The organism is Brevibacterium sp. Lmc1, assembly GCF_057654315.1.
The window spans coordinates 4,065,287-4,092,143 of the sequence record NZ_CM172803.1; the positions used below are offsets into that span (position 1 = coordinate 4,065,287).

Annotated in this window: 23 protein-coding genes; 16 read left to right on the forward strand and 7 right to left on the reverse strand. The window is 65.4% G+C overall.

The annotated features are described in order from the left end of the window. The first annotated feature begins 244 nt into the window (after positions 1 to 244). From phoA to AC239G_RS18230, 3 genes are all read left to right on the forward strand, one after another. Positions 245 to 2,038: an alkaline phosphatase gene (gene phoA, locus AC239G_RS18220; RefSeq protein ID WP_180345531.1), complete on the forward strand. Its 1,794-nt coding sequence runs from the start codon at positions 245 to 247 to the stop codon at positions 2,036 to 2,038. A 93-nt stretch (positions 2,039 to 2,131) separates the two neighbouring features. Beyond that, positions 2,132 to 2,707, forward strand: a complete 576-nt coding sequence (locus AC239G_RS18225) for a GNAT family N-acetyltransferase (protein WP_139467512.1) — start codon at positions 2,132 to 2,134, stop codon at positions 2,705 to 2,707. Positions 2,708 to 2,888: 181 nt separating this feature from the next. Continuing rightward, positions 2,889 to 4,361, forward strand: a complete 1,473-nt coding sequence (locus tag AC239G_RS18230; RefSeq protein ID WP_487489463.1) for an amino acid permease — start codon at positions 2,889 to 2,891, stop codon at positions 4,359 to 4,361. Positions 4,362 to 4,398: 37 nt separating this feature from the next. Here the strand turns inward: AC239G_RS18230 and AC239G_RS18235 are convergent, their stop codons facing one another. From AC239G_RS18235 to AC239G_RS18245, 3 genes are all read right to left on the reverse strand, one after another. Continuing rightward, positions 4,399 to 5,133 carry an ABC transporter permease gene (locus tag AC239G_RS18235; RefSeq protein WP_487489464.1) on the reverse strand — a complete coding sequence of 245 codons (735 nt, stop codon included), beginning with the start codon at positions 5,131 to 5,133 and terminating at the stop codon, positions 4,399 to 4,401. Further along, the gene (locus AC239G_RS18240) at positions 5,130 to 5,969 is read right to left on the reverse strand and encodes an ABC transporter ATP-binding protein (RefSeq protein WP_487489465.1); all 840 of its coding nucleotides are present in this window, start codon (positions 5,967 to 5,969) and stop codon (positions 5,130 to 5,132) included. The genes AC239G_RS18235 and AC239G_RS18240 overlap by 4 nt, the downstream gene beginning before the upstream one ends. A gap of 109 nt (positions 5,970 to 6,078) precedes the next feature. After that, on the reverse strand, positions 6,079 to 6,714 hold the full coding sequence (locus AC239G_RS18245; protein WP_139909394.1) for a TetR/AcrR family transcriptional regulator: 636 nt from the start codon (positions 6,712 to 6,714) through the stop codon (positions 6,079 to 6,081). Between the two features lie 161 nt (positions 6,715 to 6,875). Here AC239G_RS18245 and AC239G_RS18250 point away from each other — a divergent pair, with 161 nt between their 5' ends. The 3 genes from AC239G_RS18250 (at position 6,876) to AC239G_RS18260 (ending at position 10,116) form a co-directional block, all read left to right on the forward strand. Then, a complete protein-coding gene (locus tag AC239G_RS18250) occupies positions 6,876 to 8,156 on the forward strand; it encodes a pyridoxal phosphate-dependent aminotransferase (protein WP_139467517.1) in 1,281 nt (426 codons plus the stop codon). Positions 8,157 to 8,296: 140 nt separating this feature from the next. Then, the gene (locus AC239G_RS18255; protein ID WP_139467518.1) at positions 8,297 to 8,737 is read left to right on the forward strand and encodes a hypothetical protein; all 441 of its coding nucleotides are present in this window, start codon (positions 8,297 to 8,299) and stop codon (positions 8,735 to 8,737) included. After that, complete coding sequence (locus tag AC239G_RS18260; protein ID WP_487489466.1) at positions 8,734 to 10,116, forward strand: tripartite tricarboxylate transporter permease; 1,383 nt, start codon at positions 8,734 to 8,736, stop codon at positions 10,114 to 10,116. The genes AC239G_RS18255 and AC239G_RS18260 overlap by 4 nt, the downstream gene beginning before the upstream one ends. 28 nt (positions 10,117 to 10,144) lie before the next feature. On the opposite strand, the gene AC239G_RS18265 is transcribed toward AC239G_RS18260, so the two are convergent. Beyond that, positions 10,145 to 11,092, reverse strand: a complete 948-nt coding sequence (locus AC239G_RS18265) for an ABC transporter substrate-binding protein (protein ID WP_487489467.1) — start codon at positions 11,090 to 11,092, stop codon at positions 10,145 to 10,147. Between the two features lie 66 nt (positions 11,093 to 11,158). After that, the gene (locus AC239G_RS18270; RefSeq protein WP_487489468.1) at positions 11,159 to 12,163 is read right to left on the reverse strand and encodes a LysR family transcriptional regulator; all 1,005 of its coding nucleotides are present in this window, start codon (positions 12,161 to 12,163) and stop codon (positions 11,159 to 11,161) included. A gap of 91 nt (positions 12,164 to 12,254) precedes the next feature. Here AC239G_RS18270 and AC239G_RS18275 point away from each other — a divergent pair, with 91 nt between their 5' ends. Together AC239G_RS18275 and AC239G_RS18280 are read left to right on the forward strand one after the other, a co-directional pair. Beyond that, a complete protein-coding gene (locus AC239G_RS18275; RefSeq protein WP_487489469.1) occupies positions 12,255 to 13,799 on the forward strand; it encodes an aminotransferase class I/II-fold pyridoxal phosphate-dependent enzyme in 1,545 nt (514 codons plus the stop codon). Positions 13,800 to 14,111: 312 nt separating this feature from the next. Then, positions 14,112 to 15,650, forward strand: coding sequence for an MFS transporter (locus tag AC239G_RS18280; protein WP_139909402.1), 1,539 nt, complete (start codon positions 14,112 to 14,114; stop codon positions 15,648 to 15,650). A gap of 203 nt (positions 15,651 to 15,853) precedes the next feature. Here the strand turns inward: AC239G_RS18280 and AC239G_RS18285 are convergent, their stop codons facing one another. Further along, positions 15,854 to 16,600 carry a GntR family transcriptional regulator gene (locus AC239G_RS18285; protein ID WP_487489470.1) on the reverse strand — a complete coding sequence of 249 codons (747 nt, stop codon included), beginning with the start codon at positions 16,598 to 16,600 and terminating at the stop codon, positions 15,854 to 15,856. Positions 16,601 to 16,751: 151 nt separating this feature from the next. Here AC239G_RS18285 and AC239G_RS18290 point away from each other — a divergent pair, with 151 nt between their 5' ends. Continuing rightward, positions 16,752 to 18,920 carry an oxidoreductase gene (locus tag AC239G_RS18290; RefSeq protein WP_216657156.1) on the forward strand — a complete coding sequence of 723 codons (2,169 nt, stop codon included), beginning with the start codon at positions 16,752 to 16,754 and terminating at the stop codon, positions 18,918 to 18,920. Next, the gene (locus AC239G_RS18295; protein WP_482400988.1) at positions 18,917 to 19,978 is read left to right on the forward strand and encodes a proline racemase family protein; all 1,062 of its coding nucleotides are present in this window, start codon (positions 18,917 to 18,919) and stop codon (positions 19,976 to 19,978) included. Before AC239G_RS18290 ends, AC239G_RS18295 begins: the two co-directional genes overlap by 4 nt. A gap of 18 nt (positions 19,979 to 19,996) precedes the next feature. Here AC239G_RS18295 and AC239G_RS18300 read toward each other — a convergent pair whose 3' ends face one another. After that, positions 19,997 to 20,965, reverse strand: coding sequence for a quinone oxidoreductase family protein (locus AC239G_RS18300; protein WP_139467523.1), 969 nt, complete (start codon positions 20,963 to 20,965; stop codon positions 19,997 to 19,999). Between the two features lie 45 nt (positions 20,966 to 21,010). On the opposite strand from AC239G_RS18300, the gene AC239G_RS18305 reads away from it, so the two are divergent. The 6 genes from AC239G_RS18305 (at position 21,011) to AC239G_RS18330 (ending at position 26,855) form a co-directional block, all read left to right on the forward strand. Next, positions 21,011 to 21,685, forward strand: coding sequence for a TetR/AcrR family transcriptional regulator (locus AC239G_RS18305; RefSeq protein ID WP_139467524.1), 675 nt, complete (start codon positions 21,011 to 21,013; stop codon positions 21,683 to 21,685). A 92-nt stretch (positions 21,686 to 21,777) separates the two neighbouring features. Next, the gene (locus AC239G_RS18310) at positions 21,778 to 22,716 is read left to right on the forward strand and encodes an ABC transporter permease (protein WP_139467525.1); all 939 of its coding nucleotides are present in this window, start codon (positions 21,778 to 21,780) and stop codon (positions 22,714 to 22,716) included. A gap of 11 nt (positions 22,717 to 22,727) precedes the next feature. Next, complete coding sequence (locus AC239G_RS18315; RefSeq protein WP_482400989.1) at positions 22,728 to 23,657, forward strand: ABC transporter permease; 930 nt, start codon at positions 22,728 to 22,730, stop codon at positions 23,655 to 23,657. 2 nt (positions 23,658 to 23,659) lie between these two features. Further along, positions 23,660 to 24,490 carry an ABC transporter ATP-binding protein gene (locus AC239G_RS18320; protein WP_487489471.1) on the forward strand — a complete coding sequence of 277 codons (831 nt, stop codon included), beginning with the start codon at positions 23,660 to 23,662 and terminating at the stop codon, positions 24,488 to 24,490. Then, positions 24,487 to 25,314: an ABC transporter ATP-binding protein gene (locus AC239G_RS18325; protein WP_487489472.1), complete on the forward strand. Its 828-nt coding sequence runs from the start codon at positions 24,487 to 24,489 to the stop codon at positions 25,312 to 25,314. The genes AC239G_RS18320 and AC239G_RS18325 overlap by 4 nt, the downstream gene beginning before the upstream one ends. After that, entirely contained in the window at positions 25,314 to 26,855 is a 1,542-nt protein-coding gene (locus tag AC239G_RS18330) for an ABC transporter substrate-binding protein (protein WP_487489473.1), read from the forward strand. The genes AC239G_RS18325 and AC239G_RS18330 overlap by 1 nt, the downstream gene beginning before the upstream one ends. Positions 26,856 to 26,857 lie beyond the last annotated feature (2 nt).

Below are 26,857 nucleotides of genomic sequence, written 5' to 3' on the forward strand. Positions count from 1 at the left end.
GAGGCGGGGGTGCCATTTGTCATCGGTTCGCAGAACTAATGCGGAGACGCAGAGACCGACCTGCGAGTTAACTCAGGCTTCACGTTCCCTCCACTCGCCTTGTGTGAATGCTGAGTAGGTTGGAGGCCGTCTGCTCGCACACGACGCTCACGCACTCGTCCGAGCCCTGCCTCCGGCACCGCTCGAATCGTTACGACGCCTCCTCTTCGGTGAGCGCTTGTGCACCTCAACGAAAGGACTGCACATGGCCAAGACAACCCTGCGTCTCGCCGCGGCAACCGGCGCACTCAGCCTCGCACTCTTCGGATTCGCAAGCCCCGCCTCGGCGGCAGGAATCGACGAACCCGGCGGAGCCCGCCAACTCGACGGCGACAACACCGATGCCATTCGCGACGCGGTCGAGGACTCCGGCGCGAAGAACGTCATCCTCCTCATCGGCGACGGCATGGGCGATTCCGAGATCACCGCCGCCCGCAATTATGCGAAGGGCGCCCACGGACGCTTCGACGGCCTCGACGAACTGCCGCTGACCGGGCAGTACACGACCTACGCGGTGGACAGGGACTCCGGCAAGCCGGACTATGTCACTGACTCCGCGGCGAGCGCCACCGGCTGGTCCTCGGGAACGAAGACCTACAACGGTGCGCTCGGCGTCGACCGGACAGGCAAACCGCACAAGACTCTCATCGAGATGGCCCGCGCCAAGGGCATGAAGACCGGCGACGTCTCGACCGCGGAGATCCAGGACGCGACTCCGGCCGCGCAGCTCGCCCACATCAGCCAGCGCGGCTGCTACGGCCCCGAGGAGACGGCCAAGGACTGCGCGGACGAGACCCTGGAGAACGGCGGCCTCGGCTCGATCAGCGAGCAGATCCTCAATGCTCGCGCCGATGTCACCCTCGGCGGCGGTTCGGCATCCTTCGAACAGAAGGCAACCGCCGGCGATTGGAAGGACAAGACGCTGCGTGAGCAGGCGGAGGAACGCGGCTACCAGCTCGTCGACGACTCCGATTCACTCGACTCCATCACCGAGGCGAACCAAGATGCACCGGTGCTCGGTCTCTTCACAGAGGGCAATTTCCCCGTTCGCTGGGAGGGACCGAAGGCCACGCACGGAGGTGGCACCGAACCGGCCGTGAAGTGCAAGAACAACCCGGAGCGCACCTCGGACGTGCCGAAGCTCGACCAGCTGACGAACAAGGCTGTCGATCTGCTCGACAATGACAAGGGCTTCTTCCTCCAGGTCGAGGGGGCGAGCATCGACAAGCAGGATCACGCTGCCAACCCGTGCGGTCAGATCGGTGAGACCGTCGACCTCGACGAGGCGGTCAAGGCCGCCCTCGACTTTGCGAAGGAAGACGGCGAAACTCTCGTCATCACCACCGCCGACCACGCTCACACCAGCCAGATCGTCAGCGCCGGTTCGGACACTCCGGGTCTCACCCGAACCCTGACCACTGCCGACGGCAGTGAGATGACGATGAACTACGCGACCGCTGACGAAGAGGAGTCGCAGGGCCACACCGGAACGCAGCTGCGCATCGCCGCCTACGGTCCGGGCGCCGCCAATGTCGTCGGGCTGACCGACCAGACCGACATGCACTATACGATCGCCGACGGTCTGGGACTCGACCCCGACGCCGAAGTGCCCGGCGGCCCGGGCGACGACGCGAACGGCAATGACGACTCGGCCGGTTCCGACGACTCGGCCGGTTCCGACGATGCCGCGGGATCGTCCGATGCCGGTGGCACTGACGGTGCGGCAGGTACCGAAGACTCGAACGCATCCGAGGACGCCAACGGCTCCTCCGATTCCGCTGGCGGCGGCGCCGGTGCCAATGGCGGCTCCGAAGGCGGCGAAGGCAATGCCTCGACCGGCGGAGGAGACCAAGGTCCCGGTCTGGCCGGCGGTGGAGGCGGAACCCTGCCGCGCACCGGAGTCGAGATCGGTGCCGCGATCTTCTTCGGCGTGGCCGCGATCATCGGCGGATCGGCCCTGATCCGCATGGCCAAGCGCCGCGGAATCCTCCCCGCCTGACACCAGCCCGACCACGAACGGTGCCGGATTCTTCCCAGCGAAGCGTCCGGCATCGTTCGTCGTCTCCACAGGTCGACCTGGCAGAGTAGGCCCATGGAACCCATCGAACTTCCGCTGACCACCGACCGCCTGCGGTTGCGCACCTATGTCGAATCCGACGTCGACGAGCAGCTGCGGATATTCTCCCGCGAGGACGTCTCCCGGTTCCTCCTCGAAGATCCCTGGACCGCCGAGGTGGCCCGGACCAAGGTCTCAGAACGCATGCAGCGCACGGGGCTCGAGACCGAATCCCGTGCCCTGGCCCTAGTCATCGAGACGGCCGACGGTCTCGATTCTCTTGACGGTTCGCACGTCATCGGCGACATCGCTATCTGGCTCGACAACGACAGTGAGCAGAAGGCCGAGATCGGCTGGATCCTCGATCCGGCCGCCAGTGGCCACGGGTTCGCCACCGAGGCGGCCATCGCGGTCCTCAACGTCGCCTTCGACCACTACGGCCTCCACCGGGTGTTCGCGCAGATGGATTCCCGGAACACCGCCTCGGCGAATCTGGCTCGCAGGATAGGGATGCGGGAGGAAGCGCACCTGCGCAAGGACTGGTGGTCGAAAGGCGAATGGACCGACACCCTCATCTTCGGGATGCTCTCCAGCGATCGGCAGACAGCCTGACTGCTCCGTTCCAGACGCCGGTCCGGCCCGATTTTCTGAGATCTCGGACTCTTTGTGCCAGCTTCCGTATTCGCCCGCCGCCTCGGTGTGAGAATCTGAGGTGGCCGTGGAGCCGGGTCCGTCGATCGCATCGGGGCCGAGGCGGCCACGGTCAGTCGAGAGAAGAGGACAGCAGACACCGATGGCTCCAGCCGACAAGGACCGCAACGAGGCGCTCCCCAGCGACGCAAACGCTGACGGACATGAAGAGAACGCCGGCCTGAAAAGAGGCCTGACCGCCCGACACATTCGCTTCATGGCCCTCGGTTCCGCCATCGGCACCGGCCTCTTCATGGGATCTTCGGAGTCGATCCAAGCCGCAGGACCGGCAGTGCTGCTCGCTTATATCATCGGCGGTGCCGCCGTCTTCATGGTCATGCGCGCCCTCGGCGAACTCGTCGTCCGCCACCCGGTCTCCGGCTCCTTCGGCCAGTATGCCTCCCGCTACATCCACCCCTTCGCAGGCTTCCTCGTCGGCTGGACCTTCGCCTTCGAGATGGTTCTCGTCGCCGTCTTCGACGCCACTGCGATCGGCGTGTACATGGGCTTCTGGTTCCCGGGCGTCCCCCGCTGGATCTGGGTGCTCGCCGTCGTCTTCTTCATCGCCGCGATCAACATGATCGGCGTCAAGGTCTTCGGTGAACTCGAATTCTGGTTCGCACTCATCAAGATCGTTGCGATCATCGCTCTCATCGCCGCCGGGGTGGCCATCATCATCTTCGGCTTCGGCATCGCCGACCACGACCAGATGGGCCCGCAGGCTCTGTTCGACCACGGCGGCTTCTTCCCCAACGGGTTCTGGGGTCTGCTCTCATCGTTCACCATCGTGATGTTCGCCTTCGGCGGCATCGAGATCATCGGCGTCACCGCCGGAGAGGCGCAGAATCCGAAGCAGGTGCTGCCGGCCGCCATCAACTCGGTGCCGGTGCGCATCCTCCTCTTCTACGTCCTCACCCTCGGCGTGATCATGTGCATTCTGCCGTGGAACCAGATCACCTCCGAGATCAGCCCTTTCGTCGCGATCTTCGACTCCGTCGGCTTCAATGCGGCGGCCGCCATCCTCCAGGTCGTCCTCATCACGGCGGCCCTGTCGGCCATCAACGCCGACATCTTCGGCGCCGGCAGGATGCTCCACGGCCTCGCCGAACAGGGGCAGGCTCCGCGGTCCTTCGCCCGCACCTCGCGCAATGGCGTGCCCGTGATGACCGTGGTGACGATGATCGTCGCGCTGCTGGCAGGCGTCGTCCTCAACTACCTCTACCCCGATCAGGCCCTGTTCCTCCTCGGTGCGCTGGCCACCTTCGCCACGGTGCTCGTGTGGCTGATCATCCTCGCTTCCCATATCCGGATGAAGAAGGTGATCGCCGAGGAGGCTCGCCTTCCCAGCGAATTCCCCATGCCGCTGTGGCCGGTGGGATCGTGGATCACCGTCGCGTTCATCGTCTTCGTCGTCGTCATTGTCGGCATAGTCCCCGACTCACGACCGGCTCTGTGGGTCGGACTGCTGTGGGTCGTCGCGCTGTGGCTGTGCTATATCGCCTTCGTCCGCGGTCGCGGCCGTCGGCCGTACGCGCTCACCGATCGCACCGAACCCATAGGGTCCGGAAAGAACTGACGACCCTGCTCGCAACTGTCCGCAACGTCGTCACTTCTCACGGCGTCCGACGCCGCAGAGTCAGCGAGCCGACGATGATGGCTCCGACGATCCAGCAGGCGATGAAGAGCACCCGCAGCCAGATATAGGAGTCATCCTCGTTGCCGGTCGACACGGTATCCAGCGCGTCGATCGCGTGTGAGAGCGGCAGCCAGTCGCCGATCACTTCGAGCACGTCCGGCAGCTGATCACGGGGCAAGAAGATTCCTCCGAGCAGGATCTGCGGGAACACGAACACAGGCATGAACTGCACGACCTGGAACTCCGTGCGGGCGAAGGCGCTGGCCAGCAGGCCCAGCGCCGTGCCGAGCAGGGCGTCGGCGATCGCGACGACGAAGAGCAGCCCGACCGAACCCTCGATCTCCAGACCGCACACCAGAGTCGCGTAGCAGACGGCCACGGCCGTCTGCACCACGGCGAGCAGCCCGAATGCCAGGGTGTATCCGAGGATGAAATCGCCGCGGCCCAGCGGCATCGACAGCAACCGCTCCAGCGTTCCGCTCCGACGTTCGCGCAGGGTCGCGATGCTCGTGACGAGGAACATGACGATGAACGGGAAGAGCGCAAGCATCGCCGGACCGATGTCGGCGAATACCTCGGTCTCGTCGAAGATCCACGCCACCAGGCCGATGAGCAGGCTGGGCACGATGAGCAGCTGGGCGATCGTGCGCGGGTCGTTGCGGATCTGGGTGAGCACACGCCCCGTCGTGGCCAGGGTGCGCATCGGGTTCATCGCCGACCTCCCTTCTTCGTCCCGCGGCCCCGCCGATCATGGCTTGGTCGACCGTTGCCGTTCGCGTTCTGGGAAAGCAGATGGGTCCCCGGCCGGCGTCCGTGCCCGGTGCGCCCTTCACCGACCGTGTCCCTCTCGATGATGTCGAGGAACGCCTCCTCCGCCGAGGCGGCCCCTGTGCCGGCGAGCAGATCGTGCGGTGTCGTATCGGCGATGATCGCGCCCTCCCGCATGAGCAGCAGCCGGTCACAGCGTGTGGCCTCATCCATGACGTGGCTCGAGACGAGCAGCGTGATCCCCTCCTCGGCGAGCCCGCGGAAGAGATCCCACAGATCATTGCGCAGCACTGGATCGAGTCCCACCGTCGGCTCATCGAGGACCAGCAGGTCCGGAGAACCGAGCATTGCCGCGGCGAGGGACACCCGGTTGGCCTGACCGCCAGAGAGCGTCCGGGCCAGCTGATCGGCCTGCCCGATGAGGTCCGTGCGTTCGAGCACCCGGTCGACATCGGTTTTCGGAGCTCCCTGCACCCGTGCGAAGTAGCGCAGATTCGCCCGCACACTGAGGTCCTCGTAGATGCTCGCCGACTGGGTCATATAGCCGACGCGATGCCGCAGATCTGCCGAACCGGCAGGTCGGCCGAGCACCTGCACACGTCCGCCCGCGACGATCTGCACGCCGACGATCGCCCGCATCAGCGTCGTCTTCCCGCTGCCGCTGGGACCCAGCAGACCGACGATCGCGCCCCTGGGCACATCCAGATCCAGTGAGTCGATGACGGTCCGTCGACCCCTCCGAACCGTCAGCTCTCGTGCTTCCACCGAATTATTCATCATGTGCTGAATATGACATCCGAGGATGCTCCGGTCAAGGGTTCTCACGGGGAGATTTCATGACTGCCGTCCCGCCACCGTTGAGCGGTACCTGCACGGCCGCCGTTCGGGCTCACATCGAGTCGCCGACTCCATCGAGATGGCCCTGCACCGCCGGCGCCAGACGCGCAGTGAGGTCGTCGACCGGCATCGATGCCAGCGGTTCGAGTTCGAGGACATGGCGAAACATGAGCGCACCCGCCATCTGCGTGAGGACGAGCGTGGCCCGCAAATCTGCTTCGGCGCGGTCGACGCCTCCGTCCGCGATCCTTCCCGCCACTGCTCCTTTGAGCTCGCGCAGGAGAAATTGTCTGATCAGTCGGCCGGCTGCCGAATCGCTCACCGCAGAACGCAGAACGGTCACCCCGATCGACTTCACGCTTGTCTGCTCCCAGGCGCTGAGCACCGTGTGCACGAGAGACTCTCCGAGGCGGTCGACCGAGACGTCCAAGGCCGAGCGGATGATGCGGTCCGGCCGCACGGGAAGCTTGACGACTTCCGCGAAAAGGCCGGCCTTGGACTCGAAATAGTGGTGGACGAGTGCGGAGTCGACCTGGGCGCGACGGGCGATTCCACGGATCGACGCCTTGTCGTAGCCCTTCTCAGCGAACTCGGCCGAGGCGGCATCGGTGATCGCTGTCCGCGCCTCACTGCCGTTTTCCTTACGGGGGCGCCCCCTTCGACGAGGCCCCGGCTTCACATCCGCCATGCTCCCCAGAGTATCGTGAGGCCCTGTTGCAAAAGGTCTGCACAACGGTCCTCCGAACCGAGCAAAGGTCTGGGAAACGGGCCTCTGTTTGGTCAGAACCACCTCGGCGGGGGTCCTAGCGTGGATGTAGCAGCAGTCGTATGAAAGGTTTTTCGGTTCACATGTTCAGGCAGTCGTCGAAGTTGGCCAATGTCCTCTATGACATCCGGGGACCCGTCCTCGAAGAGGCCCAGGCGATGGAAGCCGCCGGGCACACGATCCTCAAGCTCAACATCGGCAACCCTGCCCCCTTCGGATTCGAAGCGCCCGAGGCGATCGTCCAGGACATCGCCGCGAACCTGCCCGTGACGCAGGGCTACTCCGACTCGCGGGGAATCCTCTCCGCCCGCCGCGCCGTCGTCCAATACTACGAGACCCGCGGCATCCACAATCTCGGCACCGACGAGGTCTTCCTCGGCAACGGAGTCAGCGAGCTCATCACGCTCAGTCTGCAGGCCCTGTGCAACCCGGGGGACGAGATCCTCGTGCCCGGACCCGACTACCCGTTGTGGACCGCCTCGGTGGCGCTGTCCGGCGGCACCCCCGTCCACTACCGCTGCGCGGAAGAAGACGCCTGGCAGCCGGACCTGGACGACCTCGAATCCCGGATCACCGAACGCACCCGCGGAATCGTCGTCATCAACCCGAACAACCCGACCGGTGCGGTGTACTCGAAGGAGACGCTGCAGAAGATCGCCGACATCGCCCGCCGTCACGGTCTCATCGTCTTCTCCGACGAGATCTACGAGAAGATCACCTACAACGGCGTCGAACTCGTCAACATGGCCACTCTCACCGGCGACGACGTTCTGTGCCTGACCTTCTCCGGACTGTCGAAGGCCTACCGGGTCGCCGGCTACCGTTCCGGCTGGCTAGCGATCACCGGACCGCTGGACGAGGCGCACAGCTACCTCGAGGGCATCAAGCTGCTCGCGAATATGCGCATGTGCTCGAACGTTCCGGCCCAGCACGCAATCCAAGCGGCCCTGGGCGGGAAGCAGTCGATCGACGACCTCGTTCTGCCGACCGGCCGCCTCGGCGCGCAGATGCAGGTCGCCTACGAGGGGCTCAACTCGATCGACGGCGTCTCGGCCCACCGGGCTGACGGTGCGCTGTACATGTTCGCAAAGCTCGATGTCGAGAAGTTCGGCATCACCGACGACGAGCAGTTCGCCCTCGACCTGCTGCGCGAACAGAAGATCCTCGTCTCCCACGGCACGGCTTTCAACTGGCCCAAGCCCGACCACTTCCGACTCGTCACCCTGCCGTCCGTCGAGGTGCTCACCGAGGCGATCGAACGCCTCGACACGTTCCTCTCCGGCTACCGGCAGGTCGCTCCGACGACGTGCGAGCTGCCCGTCGTGCGCGAACCCGAGCACGCGGGAGCACCCGCGGCCGGCTGACGAGCTGAACCGATGAGGCGCCGGCGAGCGCCTCATCGAGAATCATGGGGTGCCGGGCGGACGTCGATCCGTCCGGCACCGACTCTGAGGTGGGTATCCTGACTCAGTAGCAATCACCATCGAGCCGAAGGCGGGTAAGGATGCCGCACCTGATCGAAGTGTGGAACGACACCGTCGACTCCCGACACCTCACCGGCGGCATCGCCATTTCAGTCGGCATCGCGGTCACCGCCCATCTCGTCGCCGACCGTCTCTTCGCCGCGGCCGGCCAGACGGAACTCGGCCACTCCTATGCTCTGCTCATCGGGATTCTCGGGTGCATCCTCGGCGCCGTGATCACCGGGCTCCTGTTCAAACCCAAACGCGTGATCACGAGCCCGACGACCGACACCCGCAGCCGGCAGGAGATCATCGACGAGATCGTCGAAGAGTACGGCGACCTCGGCGATCCGCGCGAACTCCCCGAGGCTGTGCAGGCCGAGGTGCGGGCGCTCGGTCTCTTCGACGCCCTCCTCGAGAACCATCGGAGCCACGCCGCCGATGACGGCAGCGGCGCACGGAAGACGGACGAACAGCAGTGAGCGCGGACCTTCTCGAACCCATCCTCTGGGCGATCGGCATGGCGGTGCTCGCCGCTGTGCTGTTCACCGGAATCGGGTTGATCTCCGGAACGGATGAGACGGCGACGGTCGCTCCCATCGCTCTGCTCGTCATCCTCCTCGGCGTTCCGCCTGCCGGAGTCATCTCATTCTTCCTCGCCGCGGTCATCGCCAAGCACATCTCCCATGCGGTGCCGACGACGCTCTTGGGCATCCCCGGTGACACCACCGCGGTGCCGATGCTGCGCGAAGCCCAACTTCTGCGTGCCCTGGGCGTGCCGCATCTGGCCCTGCAGAAGGCGATCTCCGGCGGCGTCATCGCCGTGATCATCGCGATTCCGCTGTCCACCCTCTTCGCCCTCGTTCTCACTCCCTTCGCCGAGGGCATCGAGTCCGTGGCGCCGTGGATCTTCGTGGCCGCGGCCGTCCTCGTCGCGTACACGTCGAAAGGCAAGCTCGCCGCCGTCGTCGCCCTCATCCCCTTCGTCCTGCTCATCAACGGCCTGCAGGCGGTCATCATGGACCAGAAGGACGCGACGTTCACGACGTCCTTCTTCCTCGGCATCGCCACCGGTCCACTCATCTTCGACCTCTTCGCCACACTGTCCCCCGCCGGCAGAAAGGCGATGCGACAGGAGGGCAAACGCGAATTCGCCCTTGCCCCCGACGTTCCGCGCGCCGGAGGGCGGATCCCGAATCCGCTGAGAACCCTCGATCGCACACAGCTGACGTATACGACAGGATCTGCGGCGATCACCTCGGCGACCTTCGTCTTCTCACCCGTGGCCATGGCCGTGCTCATGGGCGAGATCGTCGGCAGCCGGATCAAGAACGGCTACCACCGGCTGACGACGGTGGCCACGGTGCGCAACGCGACCACCGAGTCGACCTATATCGCAGAGACCCTCATCCCGCTCATCGCGATCGGCCTGCCTCTGTCACCCGTGGCCGCCGGACCCGCGGCACCCCTGTTCAACGCGCCGCCGGTCTACACCCTCGACGCCGAGTCAGGGACGACGAACAACCTCCACGACCTGCTCACGACCGGACAGTTCGCGCTCTTCTCTGTGATCGCGGCGGTCATCGCGGTCGCCATCGCCTACCCATTCGTGATGACGAACGCTCACCGAGCGGCGACCTGGGTGATGCGATCGGTCTCCCACGAGGCGATCATCGCCGGGTTCGCGGCTCTCATCTGCGTCATCTGCCTCTACGAAGGCGGTCTGCTGGCGCTCGGAGTGACGATCACCGTCGGCCTCGTCGGCGGACTGTTCAACCGGTTCATCGGCATGCACGCCGGCGTCCAGTTCATGGGCTACTACGTCGCCGTGCTCACGGTGCCCGCGATCCTCGCGCTGTAGGGCACGCGTCCTGCCGTCTACCCCGGCCTCAGGCCATGAACTTCTGCATGTCGTCGAGCACCCGGTTCGCCGCAACGACCGAGGCGTTGAGGAACCACGGGTCGACGTCGACCGGGAACGCATGCCCCGCCTCGACGACGTCCAGCCCTTTCCACAGCTCTGACTCGGTGGGACTGGCCTTGCCCCCGGGGAAGGCGTGGAAGAGCCAGTCGGCGTCGAGCATCTCGACCTTCTCGAGCGAGAGCTCATGGCTGGGCTTGTCATCGAAGCGCTGGGACTTCGGCCGGATCATCCCGGAGTCCTCGGCGACGATGCTCGCCAGGGAGTGCTTGCCGAAGTAGAGGTACTGATCCCCCTTCGACCGCACAAGCGAAACACTGTCCTTCGTTCCGCGCTTCTCTCCCCAGTCCCGCGCACGCTTCTCGTAGTCCTCGAGCAGCGTTCGTCCCTTCGCTCCCTGCCCGAGTGCCCCCGCGACGATCCCCAGATCGTCTTTGAAGTTCTCTGACCCGCCGTTGGTCTTGACCACCTCGGCGATGCCCGTCAGCTCCTGTTCGAGCTTCGTCTCGGCACGCTTGTTCGAGAGGATGAGGTCGGGTTTGAGCTCGGCGATCTTCTCGAGGTCGGGGTTCGTCCGCTCCCCGACGACTTCGATCGCGTCGAGGTCGAACTCCTTGCCGAACTCGTCTTTGAGGAAATCGGGGATCCCGCTGCTGTTAGTCGCCTCGGCCACGGCGACGGTCATGCCCACCGGCATGACTCCCAGAGCCAGGCAGTGGTCGAGGTGCCCGGTCGAGGTCGCCACGATGCGGCTCGGCGCCCCGCCTTTCCCCGCCGAGGCGGAGGACCCTGTCGTGGGCGACCCGCCGCTCGAGCAGGCGGAGAGGAGGAGTGCGGACCCGAGTCCGGCCACCCCTCCGAGGAGGGAACGACGAGTGAATGTGGACGTGCGGACGGCATTCGAGGCGACTTTCACATTGGTGAGCCTACCCTAACCACTACGCTCAGGCTCTCAGCTTCCCGCCACTCTGAAACCGCACCGTCACCGCCACTGCCGGGTGACGGTGCGGACGTCGGCGACCACCTCGGCGATGGCGGAATTGTGCGCATCGACGATCGGATCGTGACGGGTGCGCCCCTGCGGCCGCGACGACCGCGATACCAGCAGAACGTCACGGCGGCAGTCGCTGAGCGGCATCGGGATGACGGTGATGTCCGGGTCGGTCGACAGTGATGATTCGGGGATCATCGCCACCGCCAGACCGGCCGAGATCATCCGGTTGATGGCCGCATAGTCATCCATCCGCATCCCCACGCGGGGTTCGAACCCAGCACTCAGACAGAAGGAGCGGACCACCTCGTCGATGGCGTCACCGGGGTCGATGCTGAACGCCCAGGTCTGCGACACGAGCGCGGCGAGGTCGGGCATACCGTGGGAATCGCGCTCGATCGGCCCGATCGAGCGCGGCACGCACAGGAACAGCCGCTCCGAATACAGGTGGGCGGCGGTCAGCGTCGCCGGGATCCACGTGCGGTCGAGATCGGTCGACACGAGCAGTGCGAGGTCGAGGTCCCCGGACTCGAGCCGGGAGACGAGCTTCGCGTGCTCGTCCATCGTCACATCCAGGGCCGCGGTGAGTACGTCGGTCCGGTCGCCGGCGACCGCCTCGTCACGGGTCTGCCACCTCGGGCGAGCCTGCAGCTGATCGTGGAGGCGCGGGATGACGCGAGCACCGACGGTGGGCACGGCCCCGATGCGCACCGGCACGGCCTGAGATTCCCGCCAGAGAGCCACCTCGGCGCCGAGGCGCTGGCACAGTCCGAGGATCTCCACGGCTCGGGTCACCACGAGGCTGCCCACGGTCGTCGGCTGTGATCCGCGCGGTGTGCGATCGAGCAGAGTCGCGCCGAGGGCACGCTCGAGATTGCGCAGATGATGATTGACCGTCGGCTGGCTCCACTGCAGCGCGGCAGCGGCCGCGGCGACGGATCCGGTGTCGGCCACGGCGCGCAGAGCGGTGAGGCCGCGGGTATCGAGTGGTTCCATTGATATCCCCCATTGAGTTCAATACTGACTATAGAGCAACAGAGGAAAGTTGCTATTCTCTCGTACCTGCTCGCCTCCTTAATCTGGACGCATGACCGTGCACCAGGACTCCCCCATGCCCCCGGCCCCGCACTCCTCCTCGGGGTCGCCGATGCATCCTGCCCTCACGCAGTCACGCGCGCCCTATGCCGAAGCTCTGGCGCACGCGGCCGACCGCAACTCGCTGTTCCTGTCCACCCCCGGACACGGAGGCACGACCGAGGGCATCTCCGCAGGTCAAGCCGAATTCTTCGGCGAGCACACCCTCTCCCTGGACATCCCCCCGCTCTTCGACGGAATCGACCTCGGCGTCGACACCCCGAAGGACGAAGCCCTGCAATTGGCCGCCGAGGCCTGGGGCGCCCGCCGCACCTGGTTCCTCACCAATGGCTCCTCGCAGGGCAACCGCATGGCCGCCCTGGCCATCGGCACCCTCGGGTCCGGCGTCGTCGCCCAGCGCAGCGCGCATTCGAGCTTCATCGACGGAATCGTGCTGGCCGGGCTCAACCCCGGCTTCGTCTACCCCAACGTCGACGAAGTCAACGGCATCGCCCACGGTGTTACCCCCGACGCCCTGCGCCTGGCCATCCGCAATCACCCCGAGCCGGTGATCGCCGTCTACCTCGTGACCCCGAGCTACTTCGGCGCTGTGGCCGACGTCGAAGCCCTCGCCGAGGCGGCCCACGAAGCAGGTGCGGCACTGATCGTCGACGCCGCCTGGGGTGCCCACTTCGGCTTCCACCCTGACCTGCCGGCCTCCCCCGTCACCCAGGGCGCCGACATCGTCATCATGAGCACGCACAAACTCGCAGGCTCGCTCACCCAGTCCGCGCTCCTCCACCTTGGCGACACCGAATTCGCCGATCGCCTCGAACCGGCGCTGGCCCGGGCCTTTATGATGACCGCTTCGACGAGCGAGAACGCCCATCTCATGGCTTCGATCGACCTCGCCCGCCGCGCACTCATGACCTCGACCGAGGCGATCACGGATTCGCTGGAGAACATCCGCCACATCCGTGCGCAGATCGAAGCCACCGACCGCTACCACCTGTTGTCCGGCGAGTTCCTCGGTCATGCCGACGTCGTCGACATCGACCCGTTCCGCCTGCCCATCGACATCACCGCGACCGGACTCGACGGTCACACGGTGCGCAAACGCCTGGCCGAGGAATTCGACATCTTCCCCGAGATGTCGACGGCGACCACCCTCGTCGCCCTCATCGGCATCGGCAAGTCCCCGGACATCGGCCGCCTCATCGACGCCCTGGAGATCATGCGACTCGAAACCGCGGACTCCGCCACGGCGACGAGCCCGGCAGCCGCCCTCCCGCCGCTGCCGACGGCCGGCCGGTTGGCGATGACACCGCGTGAGGCGTACTTCGCCGATTCCGAACTCGTCACCGCCGCCGAGGCGGTCGGACGGGTGAGCGTGAGCTCGCTGGCCGCGTACCCGCCCGGGATCCCCAATGTCCTGCCCGGCGAGGAGATCACGGCCGACACCGTCGACTTCCTCCAGGCCGTGGCGGCGAGTCCGTCCGGCCACGTCCGCGGCGCCGTCGATCCCGGCCTCGCGACCTATCGCGTCGTCAGGAACTGATCTCCGCGCAGTCACCGTCCGCCCCATGCCCGCCGGTCTCAGCTGACAACGCCACTGGACAAGTGACACTGCGAATTAGGCAACATCTTTCTTGCGTATTTTCTGGACCACTGGACGAATTTCAACGAAGCTATCTGCCATCCGGCGCATTCGTCGTGAACTGTGTCACAATTTTTATTGACACTCCCTGAGTACCAAGCAAGGATGTTCTGCATTGTCGAAATCCGACAGCAACTGCCGCGCAGAGTTCGCACCATTCCGGCGACTCGGCCCTGCAACTTGCCTAGCAGCAGCTGAAACGAGGAACCACTGATGTCAGAAGGCCACGACAGACCCGCGCAGAAAGACAAGAAGCCGACCCGCAAGGAACGGCGTGCAATAAAGAAACAGAAGCGGTTCGAGGCCGATGACTGCATCGTCGTCGAAACCAAATCGATCCGCACCGCCATCGGCGGCACCACAGTCGGCAACTTCATGGAATGGTTCGACTTCGGCGTCTACGGCTACCTGGCCGTGACGATGACCTCCGTCTTCACCGAAGGCATGGACCGACAGATGGGTCTGCTCGTGACCCTCCTCGGCTTCGCCGTGTCCTTCCTCGTCCGCCCGCTCGGCGGCATGGTGCTCGGACCGCTAGGTGACAAGATCGGCCGCCAGAAGGTCCTGTTCTTCACGATGGCCACGATGGCCACCGCCACCGCCCTCATCGGCGTCCTGCCCACCGCGGCCCAGGTCGGCCTGTGGGTGATCGTCCCCCTCTACCTGCTCAAGATGATCCAGGGCTTCTCCACCGGCGGCGAGTACGCCGGTGCCACCACCTATGTCTCGGAGTTCGCTCCGGACAAGTCCCGCGGCTACTGGGCTTCCTGGCTCGATGTCGGCTCTTACCTGGGCTTCGCCGCCGGTGCCGGAACCGTGGCTCTCACGACCGTGATCACCACGTCCATCAACGGCGAGAACGCCATGCTCGACGGCGGCTGGAGGATCCCGTTCCTCATCGCCATCCCGCTCGGCGCCGTCGCCATCTGGTTCCGTCTGAAGATCCCGGAGACCCCGAGCTTCGAATCGAGCGAGGAAGCCGGCCGCGACGTCAAGGTCAAGGACGACAAGTACGCCCGCCACGGCCTCATCGGCGTCATCCGTCACTTCTGGAAAGAGATCCTCATCGGCATCGCCGTCGTCGCAGGCTCCCAGACGGTCGGCTACGCGCTGACGAGCTTCATGCCCACCTACCTGGAGGAGACCGTCAAGGTCTCGAATGTCCAGGCGGCCGTGGCCACGATCCCGGTCCTCGTCGTCATGTCGCTGTGCCTGCCGCTCATCGGCAAACTCTCCGACAAGATGGGCCGCAAGTTCGTCTTCCTGGCAGCAGCCATCATGACGATCGTCCTCATCGTTCCCGCGTTCGCCGTCATGCAGATCGGTGAGATGTGGGCAGTGATGGTGGCTCTGTTCATGGTCGCCCTGCCCGCCGGGTTCTACATCGCCTGCTTGGCCTCGACCCTGCCGGCGCTGTTCCCGACCGCGTCGCGCTACGGTGCGATGGGCCTGACGTTCAACCTCGGCGTCTCTCTGTTCGGCGGCACCACGCCGCTGTTCGCCCAGGCGCTCATCGATGTCACCGGCAACTCGTACATGCCCGCGTTCTACATCATGTTCTTCTCGGTCGTCGCACTCGTCGCCGTGCTGCTCATGAAGGAATCGGCGCACCGACCGCTGCCGGGCTCGTTCCCGACGGTGAACACCCACGAGGAGGCCGAGGAGCTGGCTCGCACTCAGGCCGACAACCCGGATATGGACATCGAGTCCATGCCGATCGTCGACATCGACCCCGACAAGGCACCCGCCTGATCGAGGTGAGAACCTGATCGACTGCGATACCTGATCGAGTGAAACGACGCTGGGCCGTCCCGTTTCGGGGCGGCCCAGCGTCGTTTCGTCGTTTCTCGGCTCGCACTACAGCCGATTGAGACAACCAGCCCACTCTGAGCTGAGCAGCCCATGTTCGAAACTGGGCTACTCAGCCGAAACTGGGCCGTTCTGACAGTGACGAATCAGCCTTCGCTGTCGGCTGTGGCCGGGACGCGTTTGAAGAAGTAGAGGTTCGACGTGACGAGGTCGGCCGCCTCGGCGGCGTCCCCGGACTCGATGAGGTCGACGATCCTCGGCAGCTCGCGAGCGGAATCGACCGCGATGGCCCCGATCTGATCCTGGTGCCGGTAGAGGCGTGACTGATCGCGCAGGCGCAGACTGATCGCGGCGGCACGCCCGCCGAGGCCGTGCTCGAGCAGAGCCTCATGGAACCTGCGGTCCTGCGTGTAGAAATCGGCGAACTCGCCGGCCTCGGCCGCGTCCACGGTCGCCTCGGCGAATTCGCGCAGTCGGACGATCGCCTCGGATTTGGTCGCTGCCTCGCCGGTCTCGGCCACCGAACCGTCCGTCACCGCCTGCACACCGTCAGCTCTCAGGCCGCGACCGACGATGTCATCGCTGCCGGCCTCGGCCAGACTGCGGGCGGCGGGGACAGCGAGAAGAACGCGGATGGCGATGATCTCCTCGAGGTCCGCCTCGGTGATGGTGACCAGACGGAAGCCGCGATTGGGCACGGCCTCGACGGTCCCTTCGGTGACGAGCGCCATCATCGCCTCGCGCACCGGGCTGAGTGAGATGCCGAGCTGCTTGGCCAGGCCCGCTGCCGAATAGATGCGATCCTCGGCGAGCTCACCTGAGGTGATGGCATCGCGGATGATGCCCAGTGCCTGTTCACGCAGAGATTCGGCCTGCGGTCTCACTCGCTCCATCGCACACTCCCCTTCGAATCGTGGTCGGCGACTATTGACAGCATAACCGCGAGATCGCACCATTGAACTAAGTAGTCGGTAATCGATTACCCACCCGGACTCCCCACGGAGTCGAACCCACAGTGACGTTCCTGCAATGAAGGAGGAACCCATGACCGCCGACCCCGCAACCGGCACACCCGCACCGACCACGTCTGCGACCGACGTGTCCGCCGATCCGCTGCTCCAGCCCTTCGAACTCGGCAGACTCACGCTGCGCAACCGCATCGTCTCGACCTCGCACGAGCCCGCGTACACCGAACTCGGCATGCCGAAGGACCGTTACCGCCTCTATCACCGGGAGAAGGCCCGCGGCGGTGTCGGTCTGACGATGATCGGCGGTTCGGCCATCGTGTCGAAGGACTCCCCTGCCGCGTTCGGCAATATCGACCTGTCCACCGACGAGGTGGTTCCGTGGCTGTCCGCGATCGCTGACGACTGCCACGACGAGGGCGCGGCGATCATGATCCAGGCGACCCATCTGGGCCACCGATCCTCGAACTTCGCCGGCGACTGGCTGCCGCTGGTCTCGGCCTCTCGGACCCGGGAGGCTGCGCACCGGTCGTTTACCAAGGCGCTCGAGGACTTCGATATGGATCGCATCGTCGCGGACTTCGCGTCCGCCGCCGAACGCGTCGCCGCCGCCGGATTCGACGGACTCGAGGTCATGCACGCCGGTCACCTGCTCGATTCCTTCCTCGCCCCGTGGCTCAACGACCGCGACGACGAGTACTCCGGCGAACTGGAGAATCTCATCAAGTTCCCGATGCGCATCATCGACGCCGTGCGTGCATCAGTTCCCAACGACTTCGTCCTCGGCATCCGCATGGCCGTCGACGAGCGCCGCGAAGACGGCATGGACGAAGCGAGGGCCACCGAGATCCTCCGGACCTACACCGATCACGGCATCGATTTCCTCAACCTCAACGTCGGGATGATCAACTCGGACCGTCAGCTCGCCGAGGCGATCCCCGGCATGGGCACCCCCTCGGCCCCCTGGCTCGAGACCTGCCGTCGCATCCGCGAGGCCATCGACATCCCCGTCCTCCACGCCGCACGCATCTCCGACGCCGCGACCGCCCGGTTCGCGATCGCCGATGGCTGCCTCGACCTCGTCGGGATGACCCGGGCGCAGCTGGCCGACCCTCACCTGGCGCGCAAGGTGGCCGAAGGACGTGAGGACGATATCCGTCCCTGCGTCGGCGCCAACATGTGCCTCGACTCCATCTACACCTCCGGTTCGGCCACCTGCATCCACAATCCCGCTACCGGCCGGGAGGCCGATCTGCCGCAGGAGGTTCCCCACGACGTCACGACCGGACCCAAGCATGTCGTCATCATCGGCGCCGGTCCGGCCGGGCTCGAAGCCGCCCGTGTCGCGGCCGTGCGCGGTCACCGGGTGACCCTGCTCGAGGCCGAGGACGCCCCCGGCGGGCAGGTCCGCATCGCCGCTCGCTCGCAGCGCCGCCGCGATCTCATCGGCATCATCGACTGGCGTGTCCAGCAATGCCGGAAGCACGGTGTCGACCTGCGACTGAACACCTTCGCCGAGGCGGACGACATCCTCGCACTCGACCCCGACGTCGTCATCGTCGCCACCGGAGGGGTTCCCGATGCCGGGTATCCCTTCCGTGAGCAGGGCCCGAGCTTCGACGTCTGGGACGTCATGGACGACCGGCTCAGGTCGAAGCAGCGGGTGCTCGTCTTCGACGACCACGGGTTCTACCCGGCGCTCGACGCCGTCGAACGCTTGGCCCGAGCCGGCCAGCAGGTCACCTATGTCAGCCCCGAACGCACCATCGGCATCGACGTGGGGTCGATGAACTCTCCCGCCTACCTTCAGGTGTTCTCCGAATTCGGAGTCGAGGTCCGCCTCGGCGAGCGCCTGAGCCGGAAGCCGCGGATCGAGGGGAAGGAGATCGTGGCGGTGCTGCGCAACGACTATTCGGATCGGGAGGCAGAGGTCGTCACCGATGCCGTGGTCGTCGATTTCGGGACGACGCCCAATGATGAGGTCTATTTCGAGCTCAAGTCGCGATCGACGAACCACGGGGCGACGGACCTCGAGGCGTGGGTCCACGGACGTCCGCAGCCGGGATACGTCGGTGCGACGGGCACTCACCCAGGTGCGACGGCAGTCGCGGAACCGACGACCACCTCCGCCACCACCTCCGCTGAGGCGGGGCACCCATTCACGCTGTACCGTATCGGTGATGCCGTCGCCTCCCGCAATGTGCATGCGGCGGTGTTGGAAGGGCTGAGAGTGGGAATGGGGCTGTGAGCACGATCTGCACGAGTGTGGACTTCCATACTGCCGGCGAACCGTTCCGAATCGTCGCCGAACCCCCGGTCGAGATCCCCGGCGCGAGCGTGGCAGAACGGCGGGAACTGGCCGTGCCGGGCTCGGAAGTCGATGATCTGCGCAGGCTGCTGTGCTTCGAGCCGCGCGGTCATGCGGACATGTACGGCGGATTCATCACCGAACCCGATGACGACGGGGCTGACTTCGGGGTCCTGTTCTGGCACAAGGACGGCTTCTCCACGGCCTGCGGCCACGGGACGATGGCGCTCGGCGCATGGGCGGTGTCCTCCGGGATCGTCGCCGTCGATCCGTCCGGGACCACGGAGGTCACGATCGACGTGCCCTCGGGTCGAGTGCGCGCGCAGGTGCACACGGACGCCGAGGGGCGGGCCACCTCGGTGGACTTCGTCAACGTGCCCAGCCGACTCATCGCCTCTGGCATCACGGTGGACACGAGCCTGGGCCAGGTGACGGTCGACCTCGCGTGGGGCGGGGCGATCTATGCGCTCGTCGACGTCGCTCAGTTGGGTGCTGCCGCCGGTTCCTCTCAGGCCGACGAGGTGGGCCGCCTCGGTGAGGTGAGTTGCGAAGTCGTGCCCGAGAACCTCACCGCGCTCATCGCCGTGGGCCGGGAGATAAAGGCGGGTCTCGCCGATCATCCGGACACCGTCCACCCCGAGGATGACCGGCTCTCCGGGGTGTACGGCACGATCTTCGTCGACCGGTTCGGCACTCTGCCCGGCGGCGAACTGCATCAGCGCAATGTCACGGTCTTCGCCGACGGTCAGGTCGACCGCTCGCCGTGCGGATCGGGAACGGCAGCTCGAGTCGCCGCTCTCCACGCCGCCGGTGAGCTTCGCCCGGGGCAGACGCTCGTCCATGAGTCGATCGTCGGCACGACGTTCCGGGCGCGAGTGCTCGAAGAGACCGATGACAGCGTCGTCCCGGTCGTCACCGGCAGCGCCTACCGGGTGGCCACCTCGACGTTCGAGGTCGACCCGCTCGATGATCTCGTGCCCGGGTTCGTGCTGCGCTGAGTCTCTGCTCCTCCTCGATCAGTGTTCGAGGATGATCTTTCCGGTCGTCGCCCGGGATTCGAGTGCTGTGAAGGCGGCGGCCACCTCGGTGAGGGGAAACCGGTCGCCGATGTGAACGGTGAGGTCTCCGCTGCGGATCCATTCGAAGATCTCGTCGGTGCGCGAGCGCAGCTCCTCGGGCGTCCTGGCGTGGTCAACGACGGTCGGTCGGGTGAGGAAGAGGGAGCCTGAGGCGCTGAGGGTGTTGACGTCGACGGCGGGAACGGGGCCGCTGGCATTGCCGACGACAACGAGGGTCCCGCGCGTGCGCAGGGCCTTGAGGTCGCCTTCGAAGGTCGTCGCGCCGACGCCGTCGAAGATCACCGAGGCTCCTTCTCCATCTGAGACCTCCCGGACCTTCTCAGCGAAGTCGTCGTAGCCGAAGACGTGGGCGGCGCCATTGGCTCGGGCGATCTCGGCCTTCTCTTCGGTCGAGGTCGTGCCGATCACCGTGGCACCTTTGAGCACCGCAATCTGGGTGAGCAGCTGACCGAGTCCGCCAGCGGCCGCGTGGATGAGGACGACTTCGCCGGATGCGACCGGGTAGGTGTCAGTGATCAGGTAGTGGGCGGTGATGCCCTGCATGAGTGCCGCAACAGCGGTCTCATCATCGATGTCATCCGGCAGCGGCACGGCCTTGTCCGACCTGACGAGAGCTGTGGATGAGAAGCTGCCCTGTCCGCCGGTCATCCAGCCGACGCGGTCGCCGACGGAGAAGCCGTCGACTCCGGCACCCACGGCGGTGACCGTGCCGACACCTTCGACTCCGGGGCGGAAGGGAGTGGGCAGGGCGGCGCGGCGCTGGACGACGTCGAGGAAGTTCACCCCGGCCAGACTCAGGCTGACCTGCAGCTGTCCGTCGGCCGGCGCAGCGGCACCCTCTGGTGAGTCGTCGGTGACCTCGTACTTCTCAGGTCCCCCGTGTTCATTGACGATGATCGATGTCATTGCTGCCTCCTCGAAGTCGAATCCGATCCGGACTATAGTCCGTATATGAACGACATTAACGGACTGCAGTCCGCTTATGGAAGAGGAAACGAGAAATTCCTCCCTTTGGTCCCCTCGCAGGCTCCGCTGCGCGCCGATGCGCAGCGCAATCGGCGCAAAATCCTCGATGCCGCGACCGACCTCGTGGCCGACAAGGGAGTGGACGGGCTGACGATGGATGAGCTGGCCCGGCGGGCGGGGGTCGGCAAAGGCACTCTCTACCGCAACTTCACCGACAAGCCTGGGATTGCCTCGGCTCTGCTCGACGACCGGGTCCGGGACATGCACGCTCGCATGCTCCAGGGCCCTCCGCCCCTGGGCCCGGGTGCTCCAGGGGGCGAGCGCCTCACCGCTTTCGTCGATGCGTACCTGCGCCACATCGCCGGCAACCTCGACCTCGTCCTGCTCACCGAGAGCAGCTCGCCGAAAGGCCGGTTCGACCGGCAGAGCTACCCCTTCTGGCGTCGCCACGTGGAGATCCTCATCGCCGAGATGTGGACGCCCACGGCCCCCGAGCCGACAGATGCGAACCCGTCCGATCCGGTTCGGACCCGCGCCGAGGCGGTCATGGCAGTTCTGTCCGCCGCGCAGCTCGATCAGTGGCTGAACAGGCAGGGCCGCACCCTCGAGGAACTCATTCCGCAGATCCAGGCGATCGTCTCCGCCATCGCCGCTGCGTAGAGGTCGACACGCCGCGTCCCGGACCACCGCGACAAGCAATATTGCGAATAGAATGACAGGTGTAATCCAGGTCACACTGCGAAGGGGTGGGTGTGGGCAAGTACATCCTCCGGCGTGTGCTGCTGATGATTCCGATCGTCCTCGGTGTCGCCACGCTGTCCTTCATCCTCATGAAGCTGGCTCCCGGCGATCCCGCAGCCGCATACCTCGGCGATAAAGCCACTCCGGAGAACGTCGCTCAGCTTCGTCAGGCTTGGGGCCTGAACGAACCGATGATCATCCAGTACTTCCAGTTCCTCGCGGGCCTCCTCGTCGGTGACTTCGGACAGTCATTCATCTTCCAGACCTCCGTCCTCGAGCTGCTGAAGCTGCGGATGCCGGCCACCCTGCTGCTCATGCTCGTGTCTCTGGTGTTCGCTGTCGTCATCTCCGTCCCGCTGTCACTGTGGGTGGCGGCGAAACGATCTGCCGCCTCGGCGATCGTGTCCAGGGTCTTCGCCGCCACCGTCCAGGGCATGCCGGCTTTCTTCGTCGGCACCCTGCTCATCCTCGTCCTCGGGGTGAACCTGGGCATCTTCCCGGTCGGCGGCTACGGCAGCAACTTCGGAGAGCACCTCTACTCCCTCGTCCTGCCCGGTCTCGCTGTCGCGCTGACGATCTGCCCCGTGCTCATCCGCAGCCTCACGGCGGCACTGAACGATTCGATGTCCGCCGAGTACACGAACTTCGCCCTGTCGAAGGGACTGAGCAGGAAGCGGACGGTGATCGACTATGCCTTCCGCAACGCCGGAATCACAGGTGTTTCGATCCTCGGCATCCAGGTCGGTCACCTCGTCGGCGGTGCCCTCGTCGTCGAGAACGTCTTCGCGATCCCCGGTGTCGGCTCACTCCTCATGGAAGCCGTCCTCGCTCGCGACTACGACGTCGTGCAGGCGCTGACTGTGATCTTCGGTGTCCTCGTCGTCCTCGTCTACCTGCTCACCGATGTCGTCTACAGCATCGTCGATCCACGCGTGCGGCTGGGGGCATGATGAGCGAACCGATGACCTCCCCCACGGCGACCGGTGCCGGTGGCCTCAACGGGAAACCGCCGCGGACTCGCGGCGGCACTGCGTCCCGAGCGACGCCGACCGCGCGGTTCACGCTTCCCCTGCCGGCATTCCTGCGACGGCACAATCTGCAGCTGTGGATCGGTGCGTTCATTCTCGGTGCGATGGTGCTGCTGCTCGCCGTCGGACCGCTCTTCGTCACCGACGACCCCAATCGGCAGGACCTGCTCAACACCTTCGCCCCGTCTTCGGTCGCGCACCCGTTGGGCACCGATCAGCTCGGGCGAGACGTCCTCTCCCGCTTCCTTCACGGCGGTCGCGTCGACCTCATCGTCGCTGTCGTCGCCGTCATCGTGCCCTTCATCCTCGGTACGGCCCTCGGTTCGCTGGCCGGGTACTTCGGTCGCTGGGTCGACATCGTCATCATGCGCCTGGCCGATATCGTCTCGGCCTTCCCGTTCTACGTCCTGGTCATCGTGCTCGTCTTCGTCATGGGCAACGGAATGGGCAGCATCTTCGTCGCCATCAGCGCCGTGTCCTGGGTGGCCTACGCCCGCATCGTCCGCGGCGAGGTGCTCGTCCTGAGAGAGCAGGAATTCATCTCCGCCTGTCGTGCCTCGGGTCTGAGCACTCCCCGGATCCTCACCCGCCACATCATTCCGAACACCGTCAGCCAGGGCGTCATCTATGCGATGAGTGACATCGTGCTCAACATCGGCGTCGTCGTCACCCTCAGCTACTTCGGCATGGGCATCGTCCCACCGACCGCCGACTGGGGTCAGATGATGAATGACGGTCAGCAGTACATGGGCACCGGCAACTACGGCCTCATCCTGTGGCCGGGGTTCGCCGTCGTCATCGTGTCCTTCGCGCTGGCGCTCATCGGCGACGGACTGACGAACACGCTGAAGCCGAAGAGGTGACCATGCCCATCCTCGAAGTGGACTCCCTCACCGTCGACATCGACGGAGAGGCCGGACGGCGTCGGATCCTCGACGACGTGTCGATCAGCCTCGAGGCCGGTGAGCCGATGGGTCTCGTCGGCGAATCGGGATCGGGCAAGTCGATGACGCTGCGCAGCATTCTCGGAATGCTCCCGCCCGGCGCCTCCGTCGTCGACGGAGAGATCCGGTTCGACGGTCGCAATATCCTCAGCTCCGGGCCGGGCGGACGATTCGACCAGCGCATCCGCGGCACCGGCATCTCGATGGTGTTCCAGGAACCGGCCATCGCGCTCAACCCGGTGATGAAGGTCGGCCGCCAGATCACCGATGCCATCGCCGAGCGCAGAGGACTGTCGAAGAAGCTGGCTCACGACCTCGCCGTCGAGCTCATGGACCGTGTCGGCATCACCGATCCCGACCGCAGAGCCAGGCACTACCCGTTCCAGCTCTCGGGTGGAATGCGTCAGCGCGTGATGATCGCGGCGGCGTTGGCGCAGGAGCCACAGGTTCTGCTCTGCGACGAACCGACGACGGCGCTCGACGTGACGATCCAGGCGCAGGTGCTCGATCTCTTCCGCACCATGCAGCAGGACGAGGGCCTCGGTCTGCTCTATGTCACCCATGACCTCGCGGTCGTCGCTCAGCTGTGCTCGTCGATCAGTGTGATGAAGGACGGGCAGATCGTCGAACACGGTGTGCTGCAGGAGGTCTTCGACGATCCCCAGAAGGAGTACACGCGTCGACTGCTGAAAGCGACTCCGCGAATCGATGAGGGCGTTGACGATGCCGGCCTTGCCGAGGAGACACGATGACCGAGACCGAGACTCAGCCTTCGTCAGCGTCGGTGCGCGGTCTGCGCGCCGAGAACGTCACCGTCACCTTCGGACGTGGTGACCGCGCCTTCACCGCGGTCGATTCCGCCGACCTGCAGGTCCGCCCGGGCGAGATCGTCGGACTCGTCGGCGAATCGGGTTCGGGGAAGTCGACGCTGTCCCGAGTCATCTGCGGACTCCAGCGCGAATACGACGGCACGGTGAGCGTCGACGGTCGGGAATTCGCACAGAAGCGCACAAGCGCACAGTGGCGGATCGTGCAGATGGTCTTCCAGGACCCCTTCGCCTCCCTCGACCCCCGTTATACAGTGCGGGCCACGCTCGCCGAGGTGATCCGCCATCATCGTCTCGCTTCCGGTGCCGCTCTGCGGGCCAGGTGTGCGGAGCTCATGGAGATGGTGCGGCTTCCCGAGGAGTTCCTCGACCGCACCCCGACCGCTATGTCTGGAGGGCAGAGACAGAGAGTGGCGATCGCCCGAGCGCTTGCCGTCGAGCCCAGCATCATCGTCGCCGATGAGGCCGTCTCCGCCCTCGACGTCAGTGTTCAAGCTGAGATCGTCGCACTCTTCGCCCGACTGCGCGAGGAACTCGACCTGTCGATCCTCTTCATCTCCCATGACCTGGCGGTCGTCAAGAAGCTGTGCGAGCGGATCTACGTCATCCACAACGGACGTCTCGTCGAAGAGAACACCACCGAGGAGATCTTCACGTCCCCGCGCGACGACTACACGAAGACACTGCTGAAGGCGATACCCACCTTCGACAGCGCTTACCTCGATCGGATCCGAAGAGGGGAAGGGTGATGGCCACGAGATTCGCAGCGGTGACTGCCGCGCTCTGCGCCTGCCTCCTGGTCCTCGCAGGGTGCAGTTCATCAGGAGAGAAGACTGCCCGACCCGGAGGCGACCTCGTCTTCGCTCGCGCCGCCGATGCCACAACTCTGCTGCCGCCCACGACGACCCAGAATGAAGACATCTGGACGCTCCAGCAGGTCTACGAGACTCTCACGCTCAACAAACCCGACGGGTCCGGGGTCGAACCGGGGCTGGCAACCGATTGGGAGGAATCGAAGGACAAGATGTCCTGGACCTTCCACCTGCGCGAGGGAGTGAAATTCCACAGCGGCAAGACCCTCGACGCCGACGATGTCGTCTTCTCCCTGAACTATGCGCGGGATCAGGAGGATGAGAACAATCTCTGGGCAGCCGAATTCGACCCGATCAAAGACGTAAAGAAAGTCGATGACCACACGGTGCGCATTGACCTGAAGCAGCCGTGGGGTCCCCTGCCCAGCTATATGGCGCTGTTCGCGGCATCGATCTACCCCGATGACTTCGGCGGACACGACGCCGAGTACATGGCAGCGCACGCAGACGGCACCGGGCCGTTCGAGGTCGGCAGTTGGAATAAGGGACAGAGCCTCGAGCTGGTGAAGAATCCGGACTACTGGGAGGACGGCGTCCCCTCTCTGGATTCCGTGACCTTCAACGTCGTCGCCGATGACAACACTCGTCGCCTGCAGCTGCAGGGCGGCCAGGCCGACATCAATCAGGAGCCTGCTCCATTGAGCATGAGTCAGCTCTCGCGCTCACAGGACATCAATGCCCAGGCGTTCACCTCAACGAAGATCCTCTATTTCAACATCAACAACAAGGAGAAGGGCCTCGACGATCCCAAGCTGCGACGTGCCATGTCGTATGCGGTCGATCGCAAGTCCATCGTCGAGGTGGTCTACGCCGGTTACGCTGAGCCCGCGACCTCGTTCATCTCACCGGGCCTCGCCGGTCATGCGGACAAGGTCGACAGCAGCCAGTTCGACATGGAGAAGGCCAAGCAGCTGGTCAAGGAGTCGGATCATCCAGACGGTATCGACATCACCATCCAGATTCCCTCGGGTGTCGCCGATCGTGAGCTGCTGGCGCAGATCGCCCAGCAGGCGTGGCAGGACATCGGCCTGACCGTTCACGTCCAAAAGCTCGACGACGCGACTCTGACGACGAACCGCACGAACGGCGACTTCCAAGTTCAGGTCAGCTATGCGACCTCCGACGTTTCTGACACTTCGCAGATGATCAACTTCCTCGCCGTCACCGACGACTCGGGAATCCGTTCCGGCTACGCGAATCCCAAGGTGGAGAAATGGGCGGAGGAGGCCGTGGCCGAAGAGGATCCGGAGAAGCAGAACGAGCTCTACGCCCAGATCCAGCAGCAGGTCGCCGACGAGGCCCCGATCGTACCGATCGCCTACCAGCGAGCACTGTACGGAATGAGCCGGGATGTCGTCGGCTTCGAACCCTATGTGCTGGGCACCTACGGGCTGAAGGAGACGAAGCTCAAGCACTGAGC